Consider the following 18014-nt stretch of genomic DNA (forward strand, 5'->3'; position numbering starts at 1 on the left):
GAGTGGGGATTAACCGTTGATCGCGGCCCAGACTCGCGAGGGCGAGACAGGCATATCGATATGGGTCACGTTATGACCGCCCGATTGCAGCGCGTCGATGACCGCGTTCACAACCGTCGGCGGCGAGCCGATGGCACCGGCCTCACCACAGCCCTTCACACCCAGCGGGTTGTGCGTGCAGGGGGTCTGGCAAGAGTGGTCCACCTTATAGTTGGCCATATGCGGCAGGTTGTCGGCGCGCGGCATTGCGTAATCCATGTAGGACGCGCTCAGCAACTGGCCATTCTCATCGTAGATGCAGCTTTCCAGCAGCGCCTGACCGATCCCCTGCGCGATGCCGCCATGCACCTGACCCTCGACGATCATCGGGTTGATGACGTTGCCGAAGTCATCCGCCGAGACGAACTTTTCGATCGTGACCGCGCCGGTTTCGGGGTCCACCTCGACCTCGCAGGCATAGGCACCGGCGGGGTAGGTGAAGTTCGCCGGATCATAGAAGGCGGTTTCTTCAAGGCCCGGTTCGATGTCCTCAAGCGGGTAGTTGTGCGGCACGTAGGCCGCCAGCGTCACATCCCCCCAAGCCACGGATTTATCCGTGCCCGCGACCGAGAACTGACCGTCTTTCAGCTCGATGTCGGCCTCGGAGGCTTCCATCAGGTGAGCGGCGATCTTCTTGGCCTTGTTGATGATCTTCTCGGTGGCCCGAACCATGGCCGAGCCGCAGACCGCGATGGAGCGCGAACCGTAGGTGCCCATGCCGAAGGGGATCTTAGAGGTATCGCCATGCACGATGTCGATCATCGATTCGTCGATGCCCAGCATCTCTGCCACAACCTGCGGAAAGGCCGTTTCATGCCCCTGACCGTGGCTGTGCGCGCCGACCATCACCGAGATAGAGCCGGTGGCGTTCACGCGGACGGTGGCGGCGTCATAGAGACCGGCACGCGCGCCCAACTGTCCGACAAGGTTCGACGGCGCGATGCCACAAGCCTCGATGAAACAGTTGATGCCCAGGCCACGGAGCTTGCCCTTGGCCTCGGATTCGGCGCGGCGGGCGGGGAAGCCTGCGACGTCGATCATCTCTTCCATCTTGTCCATCGTCGCGACGTAGTCGCCGGTGTCGTATTCGACGGCAACCGGGGTCGCATAGGGGAAGGATGTGATGAAGTTCTGGCGGCGCAGCTTGATCGGGTCAGCGCCCAGTTCGCGCGCGGCCTTGTCGATCAGGCGTTCCAGCGAATAGGTCGCCTCGGGGCGGCCCGCGCCACGGTAGGCGTCCACCGGCACGGTGTTGGTAAAGACGGCCTTTACGTTCACCTGCACCGCAGGCGTGCGGTAGTTGCCAGCCATCAGCGTGCCGTGCAGCCATGTCGGCGTGCAGGATGCGAAGGTCGACAGATAGGCACCCATGTTGGCGTAGGTGTCCGTGCGCAGACCGATAAAGTTGTTGTCTGCGTCCAGCGCCAGTTCGATCTTGGTCACGTGGTCACGACCGTGTGCGTCGGACATGAACGCCTCTGACCGGCTCGACGTCCATTTGACGGCGCGGTTGATCTGACGCGCCGCAAAGGTGCAGAATGCCTCTTCGGCATAGTGAAAGATCTTGGTGCCGAAACCGCCGCCCACATCCGGGGCCACGACGCGCAGCTTGTGCTCTGGGATGCCCAGAACAAACGCGCCCATCAGCAGACGGATCACATGCGGGTTCTGCGAGGTGGTGTAGAGCGTGCTTTCATCATTGGCGCGGGCATAGTCGCCCACTGCCACGCGCGGCTCCATCGGGTTGGCGACAAGGCGGTTGTTCACCAGTTCCAACGAGGTGATATGCGCGGCCTCGGCAAACGCCTTGTCGGTGGTTTCGGTGTCGGTGCCAAACTGCCAGTCATAGCAGAGGTTGTCGGCAAGATCGTCATGAACGCGCGGCGCGTCAGCGGCCAGTGCGGCCTTCATGTCGACAGCGGCGGGCAGTTCCTCGATGTCCAGTTCGATGGCCTCGGCGGCATCGCGCGCCTGTTCCAGACTGTCGGCGACAACCGCAACGATGGGGTCGCCCACATGGCGGACCTTGCCTTGGGCCAGAACCGGGTGCGGCGGTTCCTTCATCGGGTCGCCGTTCTTGTCGGTGACCAGCCAGCCGCAGGGCAGACCGCCCACGCCCTCAAAATCCGCGCCGGTGAAGATGCGCACAACGCCGGGCATGTCGGCCGCGGCCGCCGTGTCGATGTTGTTGATACGCCCATGCGCCACGTCGGAACGCAGGAAATAGACGTAGGCCTGACCGTGTACGTTGATGTCGTCGGTATAATTACCGGCGCCCGTCAGAAAGCGGACGTCTTCGCGTCGCTTCGTGCTTGCGCCAATGCCATGATCCTTCGGCATGTGGGTTCCTCCCTTGGGTCGGCGGGTCCGAAACCCGCCTTACGGAAATGTTGTGGGCAGAGGCTGTCCCCGCCCGCCTGTCAAATCACTCTGCGGCGATGGCCGACACGTCCTGCCCGCTGGCTGCCAAAATCGCCTTGACGATGTTGTGGTAGCCGGTGCAGCGGCAGATGTTGCCTTCGAGGTAATCGCGCACCTCTGTCTCTGTCGGTTTGGGGTTCGACTTGAGCAGCGTGGCCGCCGTCATCACCATGCCGGGGGTGCAAAATCCGCACTGCAGGCCATGGTGGTCCTGAAATGCCTGCTGGATCACGTTAAGCGTGCCGTCTGCGCCGGACTGACCTTCGATGGTCGACACCTCGGCACCGTCGGCCTCGGCGGCGAACATGGTGCAGGCTTTGACGAGCGACCCGTTCACATGGATGTTGCACGCGCCGCACTGCGAGGTGTCACAGCCCACGTGGGTGCCGGTCAACCGCAGTTCGTCGCGCAGGAAATCGGTCATCAGGGTATTGCCCTTGACCGACTTGGTGACGGCTTTGCCGTTCACCTTCATCGTTACTTCTGCCATCGCTATCCTCCCTGGATAAATCTTGTCTGGGGTAACTGGATTTTGCCGGTATCAGCCCTTTACGAGCCGCTTGAACCAGCCTTTCTTGTGACTATCGTCGCCATCCGGTGCCGCGCCTTCTTCGCCCTCGACAGGCGGCTCCAGCGCATTCTGGAAATTGGTAAAGAACTGGTCGGCCATCTTCTTGGCGAACCCGTCGATGATGCGGCTGCCCAGCTGCGCCAGCTTGCCGCCGACCTTGGCCTCGACATCATAGGTCAGCAAGGTGCCACCGTTTTCGGTTTCCGCGAGGTCGACCTTGGCCCCGCCCTTGGCGAATCCGGCAGCCCCGCCCTTGCCCTCACCCGACAGGGTGACGGAATTGGGTGCATCCATCGCGGACATGGTCACCTGACCCTTGAAGGTCGCCTTCACCGGGCCGACCTTTTGCACCACCGTGGCCTCAAAGCCCTCTTCGGCAGAGCCGGTCATCTCTGTACAGCCCGGCACGCAGGACTTGAGCACCTCGGGGTCGAGAATCGCCGCCCATACGACGTCGCGGGGGGCCGCGATCTCGCGGCTGTCATTCATTTGCATCTCTCAACCCTCTTCATTCTGAAAGGCGCCAGACGGCAGCCCGTTCCTGATCCCTGCCCGGCATACTCAACGCTCAGGCGGCGTGAAACTCAACCCGTAGCTTTCGAAAATCGCCGCAATACGGCCATCCGAAAGCGCGGCATAGATTGCATCGTCCACGGCATAGGCCAGCGGACGATACCGGAAATTGACCCCCAGACCGATGGTCCAGTTACCCACCGAAAATCCCGGCAGAGACGGCTGGTGAACGGCCAGAGCATCGGTCAGACCATACTCCAATTGCGCCTTCGGTCCCATGGCGGCCTTGACCTCACCCGCCGCCAGCGCCGCCATGGCCTGCGCCATGGTCGGAAACCGCCGGATGTTGGCCTTGAGCTGCCCCCCCGCAAGCGAGGTCAGGTAGAAATCGGCAATCGAATCATTCTCGACCGCAACCGTATCAAACCGAAAGTAGGCTGGCACGGGCTTGTCCTCGGGGTAGGCCGCCTTGCTGTAGGCAATGGCGATGCCCTCTGTCTGGTACTGGCCGGTAAAGACCACCTGCTCGACCCGGCAGGTAAAGGCGCTGTCATAGGGCACGCGCAGCATCACGTTGGACACCGCCCCACCCACAACCGGCCCCTTCCACAGGGTATTGCGCAGGTCGGCATCCAGATTTTCCCCCGCCGCGACCAGCTTGAACCGGGGGGCGACCCCCATGTCCTCGGCAATCAACTTGCCGATTTCGATGTCGATGCCACGCGGCTGCCCACCTTCCTCAAAGGAATAAGGCGGGTAGTCGTCAAAGACCGCGAACTCGATCCAGCCGCGCTCAAGGATGACATCCAGATCCTGCCCAACGATGTCGCGGCTGGCGTTCTGCGGCTTGGGCTGCGGTGTCCAGTCTTCGCAGCGCGCATCCGCCGTGACCGCTGCCCCGGCCACAAAGCCAAGCGCAAGGACAACAGGACGGAAAATGCGCGCCACGTTCATGGTCAGTGCGCCGCCGACAGGCCGATGGTCAGCGCCTCTGCGGCCTTGCGATAGCCGTCGCCGGTGCCGTCGATGGCGACCACGGCGCGCGAGGCGGCGCTGTCGGCCACGGGCGCGCCGCTGAGCGTCTCGATGCTTTCGGCGTATTCGGTCAGCTTGGCGGTCATGCCGTCGGGGTCGGCCCCCTCGGGGTTTTCCGCCCAGACCGCCAATTGATCGCGAAGCTCTTTCAGTTCGGGCGTCAGTTCGGCCATCTGTTCATCGTCGGGGCGCGCCTCGACATAGGTGCGGATCGCCCAAGCGGCTTTCTGGCCCAGCAACTCGCCAAAGGCAGGCATCTTGGTCACGCCGTTCTGGGTATAGCCGGTGCGGAACCGTTCCATGAACCATTCATCGCCGTATTCCTCGGCCTCAAGGAACCGCAGGTCAGGCGCCAGCCCGCCCGAGATCACCTCAAGCCCATGACAGCGCGCGCAGTTCTGGTTGTAGCCAGAGGCACCGATTTCGATTGCGGTCTGATAGACCTCGGCGTCCATGGCGCGATAGGGGTTCTCGGTCAGCCATTCCTCGCCCACGTCGGGCAGGGCATCGGTGTTGACGGGCTGCGGGGCCACGTCTCCGTGCGACAGGGCCACGGTGGCACCCATCAACAGTGACAGGGTCAGGGCGGTTGTCTTGCGGATCATTTGCGGTCTCCTCCACGATGCGGTTGCCCTGTTGATAGAAGCGCGCCCGGCATCGCGGCTATTGGACCTAAGTCCAAATGCCTGCGGAACCGCGACCAAGGTCTTATTCCGCCCAACCCGCCCGTGCCTAATCTGGCCGCAACGGGAGGAGTCCAAGACATGTTTCTACGCGCGGCACTGGCCCTCTGCCTGACCGCCTCGACCGCAATGGCCGAGGTGTCTGTGGTGATTCACTACCTGCGGCAAGAGGTTGACCAGCCCCCCGTCCTGTCGAACCTCGACCCGGTCCCGGAGGATCTGGGCCTGCGCGGCGCGGAACTGGGGATGCAGGGCAACGCGACCACCGGGCGCTTCCTGAACCAGACTTATACCTTGGAAGTGACAAGCGTGCCGCCCGGTGGTGATCTTGCGGCGGCGGCGCGCGCCGCGCTGGCGCAAACCGACCTGATCGTGCTGGACGCCACGGCAGAGGGCGCGCTGGCGGTGGCCGACCTGCCCGAGGCGGCAAACGCGCTGATCTTTAACGCCGCCGCAGCGGACGACCGGCTGCGCGGCCCCGACTGTCGCGGCAACCTGCTGCACAGCCTGCCCAGCAACGCCATGCGCACCGATGCACTGGTGCAGTTCCTCGTCACCCGGCGCTGGGACGACCTTGCGCTGATCGCAGGCACGCACCCCGACGACACCGCCTTTGCCGGGGCGCTACGCGACAGCCTGACCAAGTTCGGCCTGCGGCTGCGGTCGGAAAAGACATGGGCCTTTGACGCCGACATGCGCCGCACCGCGTCGCAAGAGGTGCCGCTGTTCACCCAAGACCTGCGCGACCACGACATCCTGCTGATCGCCGATGAGATCCACGATTTCGGTCGCTATATCGCCTACAACACATGGGATCCGCGCCCGGTCGCCGGGTCAGAGGGTCTGGTGCCCGTGGCATGGGCGCAGGTGGTGGAACAATGGGGCGCGGCGCAGTTGCAATCGCGCTTTGACAGGCTTGCAGGCCGCCCGATGCAATCGCGCGATTACGCCGCGTGGGCGGCGGTGCGCAGCATCGGTGAGGCGGTCACGCGCACCAATTCCGGGGATACCGCCACCCTGCGCACCTTCCTTCTTGGCCCCGATTTCGAATTGGCGGGCTTTAAGGGGCGGCCGATGTCCTACCGCAACTGGAACGGCCAGTTGCGCCAACCCATTCCGCTGGTCACCGACCGCGCGCTGGTGGCACAGGCCCCGCTTGAGGGGTTCCTGCACCAGACAAACGAACTCGACACGCTTGGGCAGGACCGCCCCGATTCCGCCTGCACCGCCTTTGGATACTGAGGACACCCCATGCTTCTTCTTGGCAAAAATACTCAAAAATCCATCCTCTCTGCGGGCCTTGCCGCTTGCCTGCTGGGCGCGCCCGCGCAGGCCGAGGAAATCTGGATCTCCAACGAAAAGGACGACACGATCAGCGTGATCGACGTGGCCACGCTGGAAGTCATTCGGACCCTGCCCACCGGAGAACGCCCGCGCGGCATTATTTTCAGCCACGATCACAGCGTGCTGTATATCTGCGCCTCCGACAGCGACACGGTGCAGGTCATGGACCCGGTCAGCGGCGAGATTCTGCGTGACCTGCCTTCGGGCGAAGACCCGGAACAATTCGTCCTGCACCCGGACAACCGCCACCTCTATATCGCCAATGAGGATGACGCGATCACCACCGTGGTCGACGTGGTGACCGGCACCGTTGTCGCCCAGATCGACGTCGGGATCGAGCCGGAGGGCATGGCCGTTTCACCCGACGGGCGCTACGTGATCACCACCTCCGAAACCACCAATATGGCGCATTGGATCGACACGCAGACACAGGAACTGGTCGCCAACACGCTGGTCGATTCGCGCCCCCGACATGCGGAGTTCACCCGCGACAACGGCGCGCTCTGGGTCTCTTCCGAGATCGGCGGCACGCTGTCGGTCTTCGACGTCGAGAGCAAGGACAAGACCGCGACCATCGAATTTGCGGTCAAAGGCGTCCACCCGGACCGGGTGCAGCCGGTGGGATTCGAGTTCACCAGCGACGAAAAGACCGCCTTTGTCGCCCTTGGCCCGGCCAATCACGTGGCGGTGGTCAATGCCGAAACCTATGAGGTCGAAGAGTATATCCTTGTCGGGCGGCGGGTCTGGCACATGGCCTTCAACACCGACAAATCGCTGCTGTTCACGACCAATGGCGTTTCCGGCGACGTTACGGTGATCGACGTTGCGAAACGGCAGGCGATCAAGACCATCAAGGTCGGGCGCTTTCCTTGGGGCGCGGCACTGCGTCCCTGACGCGGTCGGGCGCTGCGAATACGACCAAAGCACCGGATGGCTTTTGCCCGCCAAACCCACAGGATCGCGGCACAGGACACCGGATTCGCGCGCCCACTGGAGACCTGACATGAAAACCACCATCCTGCTGACCGCCGCCCTGCTGGCCGGTCCGGCCTGTGCCGACACCTATGCGGAGATCAAGATCACAGCCGGCAAGACCCTGTTCGACGCTGAATGCCGCCGCTGCCATGCGGTGGATTCCGACCACGCCTCTTATGGTCCGCCGCTGGACAACGTGATTGGCCGCGCTGCGGGCAGCTATGAGGGCTACGACTATTCCATCGCGCTGGAGGCGTCCGGCATCGTCTGGACCCCGGCCGCCCTGCGGGCATGGATGGAGGACAACGCAGGCTTTATGCCCGGAACAAAGATGCGCCACGTGGGGATCGAAGACCGCACCGTGCAGGATTTCATCCTTGCCTATCTTGGCAGTCTCACCACGCAGGATAACTCCGCAATTTCAGAATGATATGCCCCGGCGGCTTTTGCTCCGGACAGACCGGCCCGATGCGGTTTTGCCGCGTCGGGCCGAGTTGCGTTGACGCACGGCCCATCGCGCAGATTGGCGATTCCCGGCCCCTGTCGCGGCCTTGGCGATTGGGGCGATGTCAACCGCGCTTCAGTCTTACGACCATGGTGTAATACCTCTGGCCGCAGCTTGTCTGAATACTACAGGCGGCGCCCGCGTCAGGCCGCCAAGCATCCACGTCGCCCCGAGCGATGAAGGGAGGGAACCTCATGAATCGATTCATTCTGGCAGCCGCTGCCAGTATCCTGCTGACCGGCACCGCCGCCACGGCTCAAGTGTCCGAAACCGATCTGGCCGATGATCAGGCGATCACCACCCAGGTCACGACCAACGGAATGGGCCGCCACCTGCAGCGCTACAGCCCGCTGGAAACGCTGAACAAGGACAACGTCAAGTTCCTGCAGGCCGCATGGGCCTTCAGCTTTGGCGGGGAAAAGCAGCGCGGGCAGGAAGCCCAGCCGCTGATCTATGACGGCGTGATGTATGTCACCGGGTCCTATTCGCGAATCTATGCGATTGACCTGATGACCGGCAAGGAACTGTGGCAGTACGACGCCCGCCTGCCCGAAGGCATCCTGCCCTGCTGTGACGTGGTCAACCGGGGCGCAGCCATCTACGGCGACATGGTCATCTTTGGCACGCTGGACGCACGGATCGTTGCGCTGAACAAGGACACCGGCAAGGTGGTCTGGCGCGACAAGATCGCTGACTACAAGGCAGGCTATTCCTATACCGCCGCGCCGCTGATCGTTGACGGGCTGGTGATCACCGGCAACTCTGGCGGTGAATTCGGCATCGTCGGCACCGTGCAGGCGCGCGACGTGATGACCGGCGACATGGTCTGGGAACGCCCCGTGATCGAGGGCCACATGGGCATGCTGAATGGCGAGCCGTCGACCATGACCGGTGAGTTGAACGCCACATGGCCGGGTGACATGTGGAAAAACGGTGGCGGGGCCACATGGCTGGGCGGGTCGTATGACGACCGCACCGATACGCTGATCTTTGGCGCGGGCAACCCCGCCCCGTGGAACTCTTGGCTGCGCGACGCGGGTCAGGACAACACTGGCAAGGGCGACAACCTTTATGCCGCCAGCCGCATCGGGATCGACCCCAAGACCGGCGAGATCAAGTGGCACTTTCAGACCACCCCACGCGAAGGCTGGGACTATGACGGCGTGAACGAAGTGGTCGCCTACAACGACCGCGACGGCAACATGCGTCTGGCCACCGCCGACCGGAACGGGTTCTTCTACGTTCTGAACGCCGAGGACGGCGCGTTTGTGTCGGCCACGCCTTTCGTCAAGGACATCACATGGGCCAGCGGCATCGACGAAACCGGGCGCCCGATCTTTAACGAAGACAACCGTCCCGGCGATCCCACCGCGGCTGCCGATGGCAAGAAGGGTGAAGTGATCTTTGCCTCGCCGTCCTTCCTTGGCGGCAAGAACTGGATGCCGATGGCGTTCAGCCAGAAGACCGGCAACTTCTACGTGCCCTCAAACGAGTGGGGCATGGACATCTGGAATGAGCCGATCACCTACAAGAAGGGCGCGGCCTATCTGGGTGCCGGCTTTACCATCAAGCCGAACTACGAGGACCACATCGGGTCTCTCAAGGCAATCGACCCGGACACCGGCGATCTGGTATGGGAATACAAAAACGACGCGCCTTTGTGGGGCGGCGTGATGGCCACCGCGGGCGGCCTTGTGTTCACCGGCACACCCGAGGGTGACTTCATCGCGCTGGACGACGAAACCGGTGAGGTTTTGTGGTCGTTCCAGACCGGCTCCGGCATCGTTGGTCAGCCCGTCACATGGGAGATGGAAGGCGAGCAGTATGTCTCGATCGCCTCCGGCTGGGGCGGCGCGGTTCCGCTCTGGGGCGGCGAAGTGGCCAAGAAGGTGAACTACCTCAACCAGGGTGGCACTGTCTGGACCTTCAAACTGCCCAAGCAACTGGCTAGCATGAAGTGATCCCGACTGGATCGTGAGAAGTGAAAGGGCGTCCTGCGGGGCGCCCTTTTTCGGTGTTCACCTGCCCTGTGGCGGCCCGGCGGGTTTGGCGCTGATTTCGGGGGGTAGCGAGGCGCTACAGCCCGATCGAAACCAAGGTAAGCCACTGATATAAAAGATACATAAAAAGGGCGCGAACGCGACTGTCGTCGCGCCGCGCCCAGTTATCACATCGTTTATTAAGCCTCAGAAATCCAGATTCTCGACCGCCAGCGCGTTCTGCTGGATGAACTCGCGGCGGGGTTCCACCACGTCGCCCATAAGCTTGGTGAACAGATCGTCCGCCCCGGCCATGTCGTCGATGGTGACCTGCAACAGCGTCCGGGCGTCCGGGTCCAGCGTGGTTTCCCACAACTGGCCGGGGTTCATCTCTCCCAGACCTTTGTAGCGTTGCAGGGACAAGCCCTTTTCGCCCTCTTCAAGGATCGCCTTGAGCAGTTCCAGAGGTCCGTGAACCAGTTGCCGCCGGTCCTTGCGTTCCAGCATGGAGGGCGCTGCGTAAACGTGCTGGAGGCTCTCGGTGAAGGTGCCGGTCCGGCGCGCCTCACCCGAGCGCAGCATCGGCCCGTCCAGCGTGCGCACCTCTTCGACTCCACGCAGGATACGGGCAAGGCGGACGCCCTTGTCCTGCGTGATCCGGCCCGTCCAGCCGCGTTCGTATTCCAGCGCGATCAGGTCCAGCCGCGCTGCCACCTTGTCGGCCACGCCCTGCAAATCGGCATCCACCGCGCCGGGCACAAAGGCTCCGGCGATGGCTGCCTGTTCCAGAATGTGACGCGGGTAATGCGTTGGAAAGGCATCCAGCACCCGCTTGAGAGAGCGCGCCTCTTCGACCACGCGCACCAGATCCTGCCCGATGATCACCTCACCGGAGCCGAGTTTCAGCTGTGCGCCCTCGATCCCCTGCTGGACCAGATAGTCGTCCAGCGCGGTCTGATCCTTGAGGTACACCTCGGACTTGCCGCGGGCGACCTTATAGAGCGGCGGCTGGGCGATATACAGATAGCCGTGTTCGATCAGCGCGGGCATCTGCCGGTAGAAGAAGGTCAGCAGCAGCGTCCGGATGTGCGCCCCGTCCACGTCCGCATCGGTCATGATGATGATCTTGTGATAGCGGATCTTCGAGATGTTGAACTCATCCCGCCCGATCCCGGTGCCCAGCGCCATCACAAGGTTGCCGATCTCCTGACTGCCGAGCATCCGGTCGAACCGTGCGCGTTCCACGTTCAGGATCTTGCCGCGCAGGGGCAGGATCGCCTGTGTGCGCCGGTCCCGACCGGTTTGGGCAGAACCGCCGGCAGAGTCACCCTCGACCAGAAAGAGTTCGGTCAGCGCGGGGTCTTTTTCGGAGCAGTCCTTCAGCTTGGCCGCGTTGAAACTAACGTCCATCGCGGTCTTGCGCCGGGTCAGTTCGCGCGCCTTGCGGGCCGCCTCGCGGGCCAGCGCGGCCTCGACGATCTTGCCGACGATACCCTTGGCCTGCCCGGGGTTCTCTTCGAACCACTCGGACAGCTTTTCGTTCATCAGGCCCTCAACCGCCGGGCGCACCTCGGAGCTGACCAGCTTGTCCTTGGTCTGGCTGCTGAACTTGGGGTCCGGCACCTTGACCGACAGGACGGCGGTCAGGCCTTCGCGGGCGTCATCGCCGGTGAAGTTGACCTTTTCACGCTTGGCGATGCCGGATTCCTGCGCGTATTTCTGGATTGTCCGGGTCAGCGCGCCGCGAAAGCCCGCAAGGTGCGTGCCGCCGTCGCGTTGCGGAATGTTGTTGGTAAAGGGCAGGACGTTCTCGTGGTAGCTGTCGTTCCACCACATGGCGACCTCGACCCCGATACCGTCCTTTTCGCCTTCCATGTAGATCGGATCATCCATCACCGCCTGCTTGGAGCGGTCGAGGTATTTCACGAACTCGCGCACGCCGCCGTCATAGTGCAGCTCTGATTTCAGTGGCTCTGCGGGGCGCTCATCCTCTAGGATGATGCGCACGCCACTGTTGAGGAAAGCCAGTTCGCGCAGGCGCTTTTCCAGCGTCTCGAACTGGTAGTCGAGGTTGGAAAAGGTGCCGGTCGAGGCCAGAAAACGGACCTCAGTCCCGGTTTCGCCATGCGAGTCGCCGACAACGCGCAGGTGTTCCGTGGTCTCGCCATGTTCGAATTTGGCAAAATGCTCTTTGCCATTGCGCCAGACGCGCAGTTCCAGCCAGACCGACAGCGCGTTCACGACGGAAACGCCGACGCCGTGCAGACCGCCCGACACCTTGTAAGAGTTCTGGTCGAATTTGCCGCCGGCATGCAGCTGGGTCATGATGACCTCGGCCGCCGAGACACCTTCTTCGGTGTGGATATCGACCGGAATCCCACGCCCGTTGTCGCGTACAGAGACGCTGTTGTCGGCGTGGATTTTCACATGGACATAGTCGGCGTGTTTGGCCAGCGCTTCGTCGATGCCGTTGTCCACCACCTCGTAGACCATATGGTGCAGGCCCGAGCCGTCATCGGTGTCACCGATATACATGCCGGGACGCTTGCGCACCGCTTCCAAGCCTTTGAGAACTTTGATGGAATCGGCGCCGTATTCGTTCGGCGCCGCGGGTTGGTCGGACATCGAGTGATCCTTTGTTATTTTGGCCCAATCTATAGAGGTTTACCGGGGGATTGTCACGCGACGGACACAATATTTGGTAACGCGCGCGAGGCTGATTCCCGCGCGACAGATGTCAGGGCAACGGCCCGAGAAAGTCGACCTCTACCCCTTCGGGCCACGCCGATCCGTGCAGGGAGCGCACCTTGAGAAACTGGCTCGTGCGCACCTCGATGCCTTGGGTTCGGGCCCCCTCCATTTGTACGTGTCGATAGGGGTTGGTCACTGGCCGGAAACCTGCGCGATCATAGAGTCCGCGCGCGCCAAACAACAAAAGGAACTCGGCCTGGCTGTTCCGACCCGTCTGGGCACTGCGATCTATCAGTTGCGTACCGATGCCTTTGCCGCGCGCTTCGGGCAAGGTTGCGACGTCACCCACGCCGATGACATCGACAAGAGCATCACCCAGCCGAACAGCCCTGTAAAACAGGGCCACATGACCGACGATCCGCGCTTCGCGCCAGATCACGCGCAGGTGGGGTCGCTGTTTGAAAAAACTTCGCCCGCCGTAATCCGTGGGAAAACAAACCTCCAAAAGTGCCGAAATTTCGGCCTCGTCTTCGACCGTGAGGCACTGTTCCGATATCTCCTCAATCATGCCGTACCACCTTTGACTGGCCGCCTTCCTCAACCACCTCCAGATGCTGCGCACGGGCACCAAGTTCCGAAAAGAGCTCTGCACCTGTCCCTGTCATCCAGGCTTGAGCGCCGAGTCCGCAGATCTCGTCATACAATGCAGCGCGGCGGGTCGCGTCCAGATGCGCCGCGACCTCATCCAGCAAGAGGATCGGCGACGCGCCGAAATCCTGCGCCAGCGCCCGCGCGTTCGACAGGATCAGCGAGATCAGCAGCGCCTTTTGCTCACCCGTCGAACACTCGGCGGCGGGAACGCCCTTGGCCGCAAAGACACCGTACAGGTCGGTGCGGTGCGGCCCGACAAGCGTGCGGCCTGCGGCCATGTCGCGAAAGCGGCTTTCGGCCAGTGCTTCGCGCAGATCCGCCTCAGCCGCTGGCAGGCTGCCTTCGGATTGCATCATCTCCAGATCGGCGGCGGGGAAAGCGGTCTCTGCTTCGGCCTGCGCGGCCTTAAGACGGTCCAGCGCCTCTTGCCGGTTCGCGGTCAGCAAGGCGCCGGTGCGCGCCATCTGCTTTTCCAGCGCGAGATACCAGTGCGGGTCGCGCACGTCGTCCTTGAGCAGGCGGTTGCGCTCTCGCATCGCCTTTTCGTAGTCCAACGAGGCCTGCGCGTGGTCGGGAAAGAACGACAGCGTCATCCGGTCCAGAAACCGCCGCCGCCCTTCGGCCCCTTCGATCCACAGCCGGTCCATGGCAGGGATCAGCCAGACGGTCCGGGCAATCCGGCCAAGGGCAATCTGGCTGGCGGATTTGTCGTTGATCGTGACGCTGCGCGCCGCCCCCTCCTCAGAGGTAAAAGAAATCTCGTGTTGGCCCTCGGGGCCGGTCAGATGGCCGGTGATCTTCCACCCAAGACTTTGCGGGCGGCGGGCCATGTCCGCCGCCGAGGCGCGCCGCAGCCCGCGACCGGGGGAAAACAGCGACACAGCCTCTATCAGGTTGGTCTTGCCCGCCCCGTTGGGCCCAAAGATCGCAATCGGACGCGCGTCGACAGTAACCTCCGCCCGACGGTGCGACCGGAAATGCGACAGCGTCAGGCGGGTGAGGGCAAGCGACATGGCGAGAGACGATTTTTCGACGAAAAATCGCCCAACCTCAGACCCGCATCGGCATCACGACATAGACCGCGCTGGTATCGCCACCTTCGCGCATCAAGGTCGGATCGCCGGAGGAATTGAACAGGAAAACCGCGTTTTCCCGGTCCACCTGGCTGGCGATTTCCAGCAGGTACTTGGCGTTGAACCCGATTTCCAGCCGTTCGTCGCCATAGGCCACGGCCAGCTCTTCTTCGGCAGCGCCGCTGTCAGGCGCATTGACGGACAGGATCAGCCGGTCTTCGTCCAGTTGCAGCTTGACCGCGCGCGAGCGTTCCGAGGACACCGTGGCCACACGGTCCACCGCCTTGGCAAATTCCGAGGCGTCAACCTCCAGCTTGCGGGTGTTCCCTTGCGGGATGACGCGGGTGTAATCGGGGAAGGTACCGTCAATGACCTTGGAGGTCAGGGTGATGTCCGGGGTCGCAAAGCGCACCTTGGTTTCAGACACCGACACGGCGATGTCCATGTCGTCCTGATCCAGCAGCTTGCGCATCTCACCCACGGTCTTGCGCGGGACAATCACGCCGGGCATCTCATCGGCGCCTTGCGGCAGCGGCGCGTCGATCCGGGCCAGCCGGTGACCATCCGTGGCGACGCAGCGCAGCACCTTGCCGTCTTCGCCGTCGGACACATGCATGTAGACGCCGTTCAGGTAATAGCGGGTCTCTTCGGTCGAGATGGCGAATTTCGACTTGTCGAACAGGCGGCGCAGCACTTCGGCCTTGGCAGAGAAGTTGCAGTCATATTCCGAGGTCGCCATGACCGGGAAATCTTCTTTTGGCAGGGTCGCCAAAGAGAAATGCGACCGGCCAGCCGACACCGAAAGACGGCCTGAGCCAGGATCGGCAGCCAGTGTCACCAGCGCGCCGTCGGGGAGTTTGCGCACGATTTCATGCAGCGTCACCGCTGACACGGTGGTGCCGCCCGCTTTTTCCACCTGCGCCACGGCGCGGTCCAGAACCTCGATGTCCAGATCGGTGGCGCGAAAGCTGACGCTCTCACCCTCTGCCTCGATCAGCACGTTGGCGAGGATCGGAATGGTGTTGCGCCGCTCCACCACCGATTGCGCCTGCGCGACCGCGCGCAACAGCGCCGCCCGTTCCATGCTGAATTTCATCGCCCTACCCTCTCCGCACTGCCGGGACGCGCAGCCTAGCCTGCGCTGGCCAGCACTCCAAGCCGGTTTTACGGATTTGTGTTGCTCTTTTGTCTAGGCGTCAAGGCGTTGCGGCGCACCAGTCCCGGCGCGCCGCATATTTCCCACAACTGATCAGGCTTCCAGCGCCCGGCGCAGCATCTCGACGTCTTCGTCGATCTGCCCGTCCTGCTGGCGCAGTTCCTCGATCCGCCGCACACCGTGCATGACGGTGGTGTGGTCACGTCCGCCAAAGCGTCGCCCGATCTCAGGCAGTGACCGCGAGGTCAACTGCTTGCACAGATACATCGCCACCTGCCGCGGTCGGGCAAAGTTGCGCACCCGCTTCGGGCCGATCATGTCACTGAGGCGAATGTTGTAATGCTCGGCCACCTTGCGCTGAATCTCGTCGATCGAGACTTTGCGTTCCGAAGCGCGCAGCACATCCGCAAGGCTGTCCTGTACGAGATCCATGTTGATCGGCTTGCCGACAAGGCTGGCAAAGGCAAAGAGCCGGGTCAGCGCGCCTTCGAGGACACGGACGTTTGTGCTGATCCGGTGGGCGAGGAATTCCAGCACACCATCGTCGATCACCAGACCGGGGTGCATCGCGCGGTAGCTTTCGACCTTGGACTGAAGGATACCGAGTCGCAGTTCATAGTCGGTCGGGTGCAGATCGACGACCAGACCGGATTGCAAACGGCTGCGGATACGGTTTTCCAGATCCTTGATCTCATCCGGTGCGCGGTCCGCGGAGATGATGATCTGCTTGTTCTGGTCCACAAGCGCGTTGAACGTGTGAAAGAACTCTTCCTGCGTCGAATCCTTGCCCGCGATGAACTGCACGTCATCCACCATCAGCACGTCGACAGAGCGGAACATCTCTTTGAAGTCCATCATCTTGCGTTCGCGCAGGGCCTGCACAAAGCGGTACATGAACTGTTCCGCCGACAGATACAGCACGGCCAGATGCGGATTGCGCTGGGTGAGTTCCCAAGCAATCGCATGCATCAGGTGCGTTTTACCAAGGCCGACGCCACCATAGAGAAACAGTGGATTGAACGAAACAGGACCGCCTTCGGCGACACGTTTTGCCGCCGCATGGGCCAGTTCGTTCGGCTTGCCCACCACGAAGGTGTCAAAGGTAAATCGCCCGTCAAGCGGCGCGCCCGGCAGATGGTCACGGGCAGCAGGCGGCGGGGCCGCGCGCACGGTTTGCGGCTGCGGGTCCGCAGCCTCGGATTCAGTCAGCGCCGAAGCCACCTTGATGTCAAGTTTGCGAACCTCCTGCGAGGTCCGTGTCACATGCTGCAGCAGCATATCGCCGTAGTTCTGCGACACATAGTTGCTGAAGAAGTTCGTAGGCGCCTGCAAGGTGACGATCCCGTCCGCGCTTGTCCCCACAAAGCGCAGCGGTTCGATCCAGGTCTTGTAGTTGTTATGCCCGACAGCCTTGCTGATTTGCTCCTGCAAGGCCCCCCATTGGTCTTTGGTCATCTGCCAGTTTGTCCTCGTTCCTCGATCCCCACGCCGAATGACCTTCGGCGACGAACACTTGGCAGGAGGAACAGCGAAACCACCCCTTGCGCGGACGCAAAGGTGAGGGAGTGAACCCCAAGGTCATAGACCGCAAGACGCCCCGAGTAGTCCCGTTCGGCGCGTCCGAAATGCGGTCCGCTTCGTATATCCTTTGGACACGGCCGGGGTTTCCCCCGAGACTTGTCAAAAGCGCTTTGGCGCTTCAGCAAGCGTGATTGTGTGCACCTCAAAAGAGTGCACACCAACCGGCAGCCTTGTCCCCCCTGCGACTAGTGAATCGCCTGCTGAAACTAGCAATCTTCGGGAAGACCCGGCAACCGAAACTACCGCTTGACTCGGAGATCAGCCAAAAAGAATCTCCACTGTGATCAAATGGTTATAGATGCAAAAAGGACGCCACATACTGTGGCGTCCTCTATCGTAGCTACTAGATGTTGAACCGGGTTACCCGATCGCTTTGACCCGTGCGGCCAGGCGCGACATCTTCCGCGACGCGGTATTCTTGTGGAAAATGCCCTTGGTAACACCGCGCATCAGCTCTGGCTGGGCGGCCCGCAGAGCGGTGGTCGCGGCGTCCTTGTCACCCGATGCGATGGCCTCTTCGACCTTGCGCAGATAGGTGCGGATACGGGAAAGGCGTGCCTTATTGACGGCATAGCGTTTCTCGTTCTGGCGGGCGCGTTTCTTTGCCTGGGGCGAATTTGCCATGATGATCGGTCCTGTTTTTCTGTCTGTCGACGATGTTCGTATTCCAAAGCGCGTACCGCAGACAGACCCGGCATCCCGTGCCGAACCGATTCTTGCCAAGCGGGCATCACGCGCATGTATGACGGGCGTCTATAGTGGAGCACCCAAAGGGGGGCAAGGCATTTTTCCCCGCC

At 62.4% G+C, this 18014-nt stretch carries 15 protein-coding genes; 4 read left to right on the forward strand and 11 right to left on the reverse strand.

Translation table 11 applies throughout. The features are described 5' to 3' along the window. Positions 1-9: 9 nt before the first annotated feature. From VOI21_RS03310 to pedF, 5 genes are all read right to left on the reverse strand, one after another. On the reverse strand, positions 10-2379 hold the full coding sequence (locus tag VOI21_RS03310; RefSeq protein ID WP_323767660.1) for a xanthine dehydrogenase family protein molybdopterin-binding subunit: 2370 nt from the start codon (positions 2377-2379) through the stop codon (positions 10-12). Between the two features lie 85 nt (positions 2380-2464). Further along, positions 2465-2950 carry a (2Fe-2S)-binding protein gene (locus VOI21_RS03315; protein ID WP_323767661.1) on the reverse strand — a complete coding sequence of 162 codons (486 nt, stop codon included), beginning with the start codon at positions 2948-2950 and terminating at the stop codon, positions 2465-2467. 51 nt (positions 2951-3001) lie between these two features. Further along, positions 3002-3526, reverse strand: a complete 525-nt coding sequence (locus VOI21_RS03320; RefSeq protein WP_323767664.1) for a carbon monoxide dehydrogenase subunit G — start codon at positions 3524-3526, stop codon at positions 3002-3004. A 66-nt stretch (positions 3527-3592) separates the two neighbouring features. Next, complete coding sequence (locus tag VOI21_RS03325) at positions 3593-4498, reverse strand: transporter substrate-binding domain-containing protein (protein ID WP_323767666.1); 906 nt, start codon at positions 4496-4498, stop codon at positions 3593-3595. 2 nt (positions 4499-4500) lie between these two features. Beyond that, on the reverse strand, positions 4501-5184 hold the full coding sequence (gene pedF, locus VOI21_RS03330; protein WP_323767668.1) for a cytochrome c-550 PedF: 684 nt from the start codon (positions 5182-5184) through the stop codon (positions 4501-4503). Positions 5185-5343: 159 nt separating this feature from the next. Between pedF and VOI21_RS03335 the strand changes: the two genes are divergently transcribed. From VOI21_RS03335 to VOI21_RS03350, 4 genes are all read left to right on the forward strand, one after another. Continuing rightward, on the forward strand, positions 5344-6504 hold the full coding sequence (locus VOI21_RS03335; RefSeq protein ID WP_323767670.1) for an ABC transporter substrate-binding protein: 1161 nt from the start codon (positions 5344-5346) through the stop codon (positions 6502-6504). Between the two features lie 9 nt (positions 6505-6513). Further along, complete coding sequence (locus tag VOI21_RS03340) at positions 6514-7500, forward strand: YVTN family beta-propeller repeat protein (protein WP_323767673.1); 987 nt, start codon at positions 6514-6516, stop codon at positions 7498-7500. Positions 7501-7609: 109 nt separating this feature from the next. After that, a complete protein-coding gene (locus VOI21_RS03345) occupies positions 7610-8011 on the forward strand; it encodes a c-type cytochrome (RefSeq protein WP_323767675.1) in 402 nt (133 codons plus the stop codon). Positions 8012-8280: 269 nt separating this feature from the next. Then, on the forward strand, positions 8281-10047 hold the full coding sequence (locus VOI21_RS03350; protein ID WP_323767677.1) for a PQQ-dependent methanol/ethanol family dehydrogenase: 1767 nt from the start codon (positions 8281-8283) through the stop codon (positions 10045-10047). Between the two features lie 225 nt (positions 10048-10272). Here VOI21_RS03350 and gyrB read toward each other — a convergent pair whose 3' ends face one another. From gyrB to rpsT, 6 genes are all read right to left on the reverse strand, one after another. Continuing rightward, complete coding sequence (gene gyrB, locus VOI21_RS03355; protein ID WP_323767679.1) at positions 10273-12690, reverse strand: DNA topoisomerase (ATP-hydrolyzing) subunit B; 2418 nt, start codon at positions 12688-12690, stop codon at positions 10273-10275. A 112-nt stretch (positions 12691-12802) separates the two neighbouring features. After that, positions 12803-13324 (reverse strand): GNAT family N-acetyltransferase, encoded by a 522-nt coding sequence (locus tag VOI21_RS03360; RefSeq protein ID WP_323767681.1) that lies wholly within the window; start codon positions 13322-13324, stop codon positions 12803-12805. Then, entirely contained in the window at positions 13317-14420 is a 1104-nt protein-coding gene (gene recF, locus VOI21_RS03365) for a DNA replication/repair protein RecF (RefSeq protein ID WP_323767683.1), read from the reverse strand. Before recF ends, VOI21_RS03360 begins: the two co-directional genes overlap by 8 nt. Before the next feature lie 37 nt (positions 14421-14457). Continuing rightward, entirely contained in the window at positions 14458-15576 is a 1119-nt protein-coding gene (gene dnaN / locus VOI21_RS03370; protein WP_323767685.1) for a DNA polymerase III subunit beta, read from the reverse strand. A gap of 153 nt (positions 15577-15729) precedes the next feature. Beyond that, on the reverse strand, positions 15730-17091 hold the full coding sequence (gene dnaA, locus VOI21_RS03375) for a chromosomal replication initiator protein DnaA (protein WP_323767687.1): 1362 nt from the start codon (positions 17089-17091) through the stop codon (positions 15730-15732). Between the two features lie 486 nt (positions 17092-17577). Then, on the reverse strand, positions 17578-17841 hold the full coding sequence (gene rpsT / locus VOI21_RS03380; RefSeq protein ID WP_323767689.1) for a 30S ribosomal protein S20: 264 nt from the start codon (positions 17839-17841) through the stop codon (positions 17578-17580). Positions 17842-18014: the final 173 nt, after the last annotated feature.

This window comes from Antarctobacter sp. (assembly GCF_034670325.1).
Taxonomy (GTDB): Bacteria; Pseudomonadota; Alphaproteobacteria; order Rhodobacterales; family Rhodobacteraceae; genus Antarctobacter.